The following is a 1,055-nucleotide window of genomic DNA, read 5'->3' as shown; positions in this document are numbered from 1 at the left end:
TCGACGCCGGAGAACCAGTAGATGCCGGTCTCGATCGGATGCAGCACCGGCGAGAGGAAGGTCCGCTCGCCGTTGAACACGCGCGTCATGTACCAGCCGAGCGGTTTTGTGAGCACGACGATAATGACGCAAAAGAGAATGATCTGGAGCCAACCGATTACAGTCATGACATCAACCCTTCAGGCTTCGTGAGCACGGTCAGGATCGCTCGGGCCGCAGCAGCGCGTAAGTGAGGTAGAACAGGAGGCCGAGCGAAACGGCGCCGGCGAGCGAATAATCGAAGATCATGGTCCGCTCCCTCACAGCCGTTCGCAGGCATAGGTGTAGCCGATCGCAAGGGCGAAGAAGCCGAAGCCCAGCGCCAGCATCAGAATGTCCATCATGGAGATACTCCTCGTTGCGCCCTTGATTTGGGCGCAACCGTTTCTCGGGAGACCCGGTCGCCGCGTGAAAGGAAATGCCAGTGCATTTCCACGGCGCCCACCGGGACCTTTTGACCGGGCTGAAGTGCCACCGCGGGCATAGGTTTTCGAGACGAGGGCCGTGGCGAAGTTATAGGAATCTCATAAAAGGCCGGGGCTGACGGCGTGGTCGGACAACGCTCGCGAGGCACATGACATCGTCTTCCCGGCGACGGCGGAGAATGGCGCGCCACCGCCCCATCCCGCACTTATGAAATTCCTATATCTCCCGCCCCGCCCCCATCTCGTTTTCAAATGCCGTTTTGGCCATCTTGGAGAGGCCGGCCGACTGACCGACGCCAATTCCAGGAGGCCTGACATGACCGCCGCTCTCCGGCACTACGATCCGCCCTCACTCAGTCAGCGCCTGCGCCACGCGCACACGATGACGCGACCGCTGATGCTCGAGATCATCGATCACGCCTGCCGGCACTTCCCTTCGCTCGGGCAGAGCGAGCGCACTGCGCGCGTCACGCGCCTGATCGAAGCAGAAGCCTGGGCCGATGCCGCGCTGGCACTGATGGAGCTGAAGCTGCCGCTGTGGCAAGTCCGCCGCATCGCCTACGACGAGGGTGAATGGCACTGCGCTCTCTC

The 1,055-nt window shown here is 62.0% G+C and carries 2 protein-coding genes and 1 pseudogene; 1 reads left to right on the top strand and 2 read right to left on the bottom strand.

Features of this window, described 5'->3' with window-relative positions:
* Both IVB47_RS04620 and IVB47_RS04615 read right to left on the bottom strand, forming a co-directional pair.
* Positions 1 to 167: potassium-transporting ATPase subunit KdpA (locus IVB47_RS04620; RefSeq protein ID WP_247460542.1), on the bottom strand; the 167-nt coding region annotated here is incomplete at its 3' end.
* Between the two features lie 31 nt (positions 168 to 198).
* Positions 199 to 288 (bottom strand): K(+)-transporting ATPase subunit F, encoded by a 90-nt coding sequence (locus IVB47_RS04615; RefSeq protein WP_247460117.1) that lies wholly within the window; start codon positions 286 to 288, stop codon positions 199 to 201.
* A 492-nt stretch (positions 289 to 780) separates the two neighbouring features.
* On the opposite strand from IVB47_RS04615, the pseudogene IVB47_RS04610 reads away from it, so the two are divergent.
* A pseudogene (locus IVB47_RS04610) lies at positions 781 to 1,055 on the top strand (hypothetical protein); the annotation flags it as partial.

The sequence above is a fragment of the Bradyrhizobium sp. 62 genome (assembly GCF_023073035.1).
Lineage (GTDB): Bacteria > Pseudomonadota > Alphaproteobacteria > Rhizobiales > Xanthobacteraceae > Bradyrhizobium.
The sequence above is the reverse complement of the archived record's forward strand: the minus strand, read 5'-3'. Positions and strand labels throughout refer to the sequence as shown.

What these genes read in the sequence shown, in the direction of transcription:
- IVB47_RS04615 (WP_247460117.1), bottom strand. Translation starts at nt 288, where the DNA reads ATGATCTTCGATTATTCGCTCGCCGGCGCCGTTTCGCTCGGCCTCCTG.